Annotated in this window: 6 protein-coding genes and 1 tRNA gene; 4 read left to right on the forward strand and 3 right to left on the reverse strand. The window is 68.4% G+C overall.

What is annotated here, in order from left to right; all coding sequences use genetic code 11:
- The coding region (locus M6444_RS14105) for an RNA methyltransferase (protein ID WP_298328530.1) at positions 1-408 on the forward strand (408 nt) is incomplete at its 5' end.
- A gap of 20 nt (positions 409-428) precedes the next feature.
- Here M6444_RS14105 and M6444_RS14110 read toward each other — a convergent pair.
- Positions 429-626 (reverse strand): hypothetical protein, encoded by a 198-nt coding sequence (locus M6444_RS14110; RefSeq protein WP_298328533.1) that lies wholly within the window; start codon positions 624-626, stop codon positions 429-431.
- A 131-nt stretch (positions 627-757) separates the two neighbouring features.
- Between M6444_RS14110 and M6444_RS14115 the strand changes: the two genes are divergently transcribed.
- Positions 758-1,624, forward strand: a complete 867-nt coding sequence (locus M6444_RS14115; RefSeq protein WP_298328535.1) for a Ku protein — start codon at positions 758-760, stop codon at positions 1,622-1,624.
- A 9-nt stretch (positions 1,625-1,633) separates the two neighbouring features.
- Here M6444_RS14115 and M6444_RS14120 read toward each other — a convergent pair whose 3' ends face one another.
- Positions 1,634-2,509: an NUDIX domain-containing protein gene (locus M6444_RS14120; RefSeq protein WP_298328538.1), complete on the reverse strand. Its 876-nt coding sequence runs from the start codon at positions 2,507-2,509 to the stop codon at positions 1,634-1,636.
- A gap of 33 nt (positions 2,510-2,542) precedes the next feature.
- Entirely contained in the window at positions 2,543-3,013 is a 471-nt protein-coding gene (locus M6444_RS14125; RefSeq protein WP_298328541.1) for a DUF6328 family protein, read from the reverse strand.
- An 87-nt stretch (positions 3,014-3,100) separates the two neighbouring features.
- Between M6444_RS14125 and M6444_RS14130 the strand changes: the two genes are divergently transcribed.
- Both M6444_RS14130 and M6444_RS14135 read left to right on the forward strand, forming a co-directional pair.
- On the forward strand, positions 3,101-4,213 hold the full coding sequence (locus tag M6444_RS14130; RefSeq protein WP_298328543.1) for a hypothetical protein: 1,113 nt from the start codon (positions 3,101-3,103) through the stop codon (positions 4,211-4,213).
- Positions 4,214-4,265: 52 nt separating this feature from the next.
- Positions 4,266-4,350, forward strand: a tRNA-Leu gene (locus tag M6444_RS14135).
- The last annotated feature ends 331 nt before the right edge of the window (positions 4,351-4,681 follow it).

The raw sequence follows: 4,681 nt of genomic DNA on the forward strand, positions 1-4,681 counted from the left end.
AACGTCGGTGCATGTTTTCGATCAGCCGCGGCGATGGGCGTCGACGCGGTGCTGGTCACGCCGCGTTGCGCCGACCCGTTGTACCGCCGCTCCATCAAGGTCAGCATGGGCACGGTGTTCCAGGTGCCCTGGACCCGGATCGAGCCGTGGCCGGCCGGAATCGACCGGTTGAAGGAAGCTGGCTTCACCGTCGCCGGTATGACGCTGGGGGAGGGAGCCGTCACCTTGGACCAGCTGGTCGCCGAGGACCACGACCGGCTGGCGCTGGTGTTCGGCACCGAGGGGCACGGGCTGTCCGCGGCCGTCGACCGGCGCCTGGACCGGCGGGTGACGATCCCCATGATGCACGGGGTGGACTCGCTGAATGTGGCCGCGGCGTCCGCGGTGGCGTTCTACGCGACGAGGTGACGACCAGAAGGCGAGAACTTTCAGGCGAGTCCGGGCTGCAACGTGGCCTCGATGAGCAGGAGGTCGCCGGCGAACACCGCCGCACCACAGCCTCGGCAGGCGTACTCCAGACCGATGCCGCTGCGTACCTGGTCGAACACAGCCTCGGCATCACAGCCGCCACACCAGCTCGTCAGCGTCTTCAGCTCAGCGCCGCTCGTGATCGTGTCCGGTTCCATGAGTCGAGACTGGCACGCTCCGGCCCGTCGGCGACGGAGGCGCGCCGAGGTGAACAGCTACCCCAGCTAGCCGATTCGGGCCGGGCAGGAGATGATGACGCAGGTGAACGTGTCACATCAGGGAGGCGACGATGCAGACCGTATGGAAGGGCTCCATCTCGTTCGGCCTCGTGTCGATTCCGATGCGTCTGGTCGCCGCTACACAGGAAAAGGACGTCACGTTCCGCCAGGTGCACGCGGCTGACGGCGGACGAGTCCGGTACCGCCGGGTGTGCGAGGTGTGTGGAAACGAGGTGGCCTACGCCGACATCGCCAAGGGCTACGAGATGCCTGGCGGCGAGATGGTGGTGATGACCGAGGACGACCTCAGTGATCTGCCCGTCGCCTCTTCGAAGTCCGTGGAGGTCTTGGGTTTCGTCCCGTTCGCGCAGATCGATCCCACGGCGCTGAACCGCGCGTACTACGTCGAGCCGACCGGCGACGCGAAGCCGTACGCCCTGCTCCGGGACGCACTCGAACAGTCCGGGCGGGTGGGTGTCGTGAAGGTCGCCCTGCGCAACCGCGAGCGCTTGGCCGTGCTGCGCGCCCACGAGGGCGTGCTGGTGGTGCAGACGATGTTGTGGCCGGACGAGGTCCGCCGCCCCCAGTTCAGCTTCCTCGACGAGGACATCGAGGTCCGCCCGCAGGAGATGGCGATGGCCGAGTCGTACATCGACACCCTGTCCGGCGATTTCGAACCCGAAAACTACGTCGACGAATATCGCGAAGCCCTGCTCGAGGTCGTCAACGCCAAGGCCGAAGGCGCCGAGGTCGTCCCGCAGCCGGAGGCCGAGCCCGCCGAGGGCAAGGTCGTCGACCTCATGGAAGCGTTGCGCCGCAGCGTCGAAGAAGCCAAGCAGGGACGCTCAGCAGCGTCGTCCGGTGGGACGGACGAGGCCAAGGCGCCGGCCAAGAAGAGCGCGGCGAAGAAGACGGCGAAGAAGAAGCGTTCGGCGTAGTCGCGCTGCTCACTCGGCGGCGTCGAGCAGTTCGCGAAGGACCGACGGGCCTACGTGGCCGGCGCCGGCGTCTTCGATGCGGGCCTGCAGGGCGCGATCGGCGGTCACCGTGACGACATGGTCCTGCGGCCGAGTGGCGACCACGTCGGCCACCACCCGCACGATGGCGTCGTCGCCGTCACCGTCGGCTTCGACGACGGCGACACCGTCGGCCTCCGGTACGCCGCGGGCCGCGCCCTCGGTCACCATGATGATCTCCGGCCACCACATCGTCGCAGGCAGGTCGAGCCGATCGGCCGGGACCGGCGGCAGCTCCGCGAGCCCGTCACGCAGGCGGGTCGCCGCGCCTCGACGGTCGCGCCACCAGCCGTCCGGGCGTGAGCCGACGACGTTGGCGGTGTCGACGACCAGTACGAGACTGCGGTGGGCCTGGTCGCGGATCCCCGGCCACATCCGCTCGAAGGCGGGAAGCAGCGGCCGCTTGGGGACTTCGTCGATGGGCACCCACGTGATGTCGAGGCTCTCCGGATCGCTGGGCCGGGCTTCGAACCGGCGCGTCGCCGAGCCGACGACGGTCGTGTACGACCACGGCCCGTGATCCTCCACCCACGCATGCCGCGGCCGCACGGCCTCGGCCGGGACCGCCGCTTCTTCCTCGGCTTCGCGTAGCGCGGCGCTCAGGCCGGACTCGCCCGAGGCCCGCGCACCACCGGGCACGCCCCAGGTGCCGCCGTGGTGGCTCCAATGCGCGCGATGCTGGAGCAACACGCCGAGCTCGGCGTCGACGAGCATCAGCCCCGCCGCGCCGTACCGGCCCCAGTGCCGCAGTCCGCAGGTGCATTCGACCCACCCGTCGCCGTCGGTGTGGTGGTGGACGATACTCACCGCCCCAGCTTCGCATGCGTTGCCGGGCCTGCCTCATCGGCGGCGACGTACCGACGCCGGGATCACGTACCAGAACACGACGAACCACAGCAATGTCAACCCGCTGATGACGATCGCCAGCGAACGGGGGAGTGCGACGTCGAGCGCCAAGAGCATCCCGCCGCACACAGCCAGCATCAGCAGGAACAACCCGCCGGCCGCCATCCGCGCGGTCATCGGGATCATCCGGTCGCGCAGGCGCAGCTGGAAGACCATCCGGTGAAACGCCACGGGCGCGATGAGCAGGCCCGTGGCCAGGCCGGTGAGAACGAGAGTGATCGAGAAGACGACGTGGGTGAAGCCGTCGGAATCCTGGAACGGCCGAGTGAACGCGATGGCCAACAGGAAGGCGAACAGGATCTGTGTGCCGGTCTGCGCCAGCCGCAGCTCCTGGAGCAGCTCGTTCCAGTGCCGGTCGAAGCGCTGTGCCTCGTCCTCGTCGCGTTCGTACCGTTGTAGGCCCACCGTCCACATTGTCCCGGTCCGCGTGGCGCGGGGCCAGCGCGACGACGAGCTTCGGCCGCGCGCTCCGGACTGGGTAGAGTCCCGCCCGTGACGCATCGGGGCGAGCTGGCCGAGTACGAGCGCCAGTTCCGGCGCAGCGGACTGCCGTTGTTCATCGAGGACTACTCCGCCAGCGAGGACATCTTCACCCGGGCGGCGCCGTTTCTGGCCTTGGTGTTCGTCGGCGAGATGCTCGGGGCCACCGAGCTGGAATGGCCGCTGTTGCTGAACGTGGCTTCGGCCGCGGCCGGACTGGCGATCCTGGTGATCGCGTTCGGCTTGGTCAACCGGGTGCGGAATCGAGGGTTCTTCTCCCTGCCGCACTCGGTCGGACGCCCGGAGCTGGCCGCGTTCGTCGTCATCCCCGCGCTGTTGCCGCTGATCTTCGGCATGCAATGGTGGCAGACCCTCGCCTTGATGGCGGCGAATGCCGGGTTGCTGGTCCTGGTGTATCTGGTGGTCGGGTTCGGGTTGTTTCCCACCGTGTTCTGGGCGATCACGCGGATCGCCGACGAGCTGGCCGCCTCGCTCGGCCGGCTGGTTCGCGCGCTGCCGCTGCTGCTGATCTTCTCGTTGGTGCTGTTCGTCAACGCCGAGATGTGGCAGATGTTCGGCACCATGCCGCGAGCGTTCGTCTGGGTGGTCGTCGCGCTCCTGCTCGGGCTGGGGTTGACGTTCCTCGCCCTACGGGCTCCCGGGCTGGTGCGCGAGCTGGAAGGTGATCTGAACACCAGCGGCCGCGCGCTGAGCAGGCGGCAGCGCCTCAACGTCGGGCTGACGCTGATCGTCAGTCAGGCGCTGCAGGTGCTGGTCGTCAGTTCCGGTGTGGGGGCGTTCTTCGTCGCTTTCGGCGTCTTCGCCGTGACGCCGGAGGTCGCGGAGGCGTGGGCGGGTACGCCTGGCGCCTGGAGCTACCCGTTCGATCTGTTGGGCCACGACGTCGAGATCACCGAGACGCTGCTTCGGGTGGCCGGCGGCATGGCCGCGATCACCGGGCTCTACTACGCCATCTCGATCTGGACCGACGCGACGTATCGCGACGAGTTCCTCGACGCCGTCACCGGTGAGATGCGTGACGTGTTCCAGGCGCGGACGCGCTACCTTGAACTGCGTGCCATTCCGGCGGGGGACACCGGACCCGAAGTGGACAGTGTGCCCTGACAGTTTGGTACAGTTACGCAGCCGCCGGTGCTCGACGAGAGCGCCGCACCATGTCCGGGTGGCGGAATAGGCAGACGCGCTAGCTTGAGGTGCTAGTCCCCGTCAAGGGGGTGGGGGTTCAAGTCCCCCCTCGGACACTCACCAGAACCCCACGCTCCAGGGTGGAGTGTGGTGTCGACCCGGATCAGCCGGTCCTCCGGTTGGTAGGTCAGCCGGAGCTTCAGTCGGCGGTAAACCTCCGCTTTGTCCTGCGGGTCCGCAGCGCTGAGCACCGTGTGGACGTTGCCGAGCTGGTTGACGAGCGCCTCGATCTCTGCCCTGGTCATTCGTGAGTGCGCCCGCAGCGCGTCACTCCGGCGTCCGCGACGAACGTCAGCCCTCTATGTTGGCGCCGCTCTGCGACCCGCCAGCCGCGAGCCTGGTCGCGTAGCTGCCGAACCTCGTCGTCGAAGATCTCCGGACCAGCGG

It is taken from the genome of Haloactinopolyspora sp. (assembly GCF_027324685.1).
Taxonomy (GTDB): domain Bacteria; phylum Actinomycetota; class Actinomycetes; order Jiangellales; family Jiangellaceae; genus Haloactinopolyspora.

Excerpts from the sequence above, each read along its gene's own strand:
- M6444_RS14115 (WP_298328535.1), top strand. The coding sequence starts at position 758 with ATGCAGACCGTATGGAAGGGCTCCATCTCGTTCGGCCTCGTGTCGATT.
- M6444_RS14110 (WP_298328533.1), bottom strand. The coding sequence starts at position 626 with ATGGAACCGGACACGATCACGAGCGGCGCTGAGCTGAAGACGCTGACG.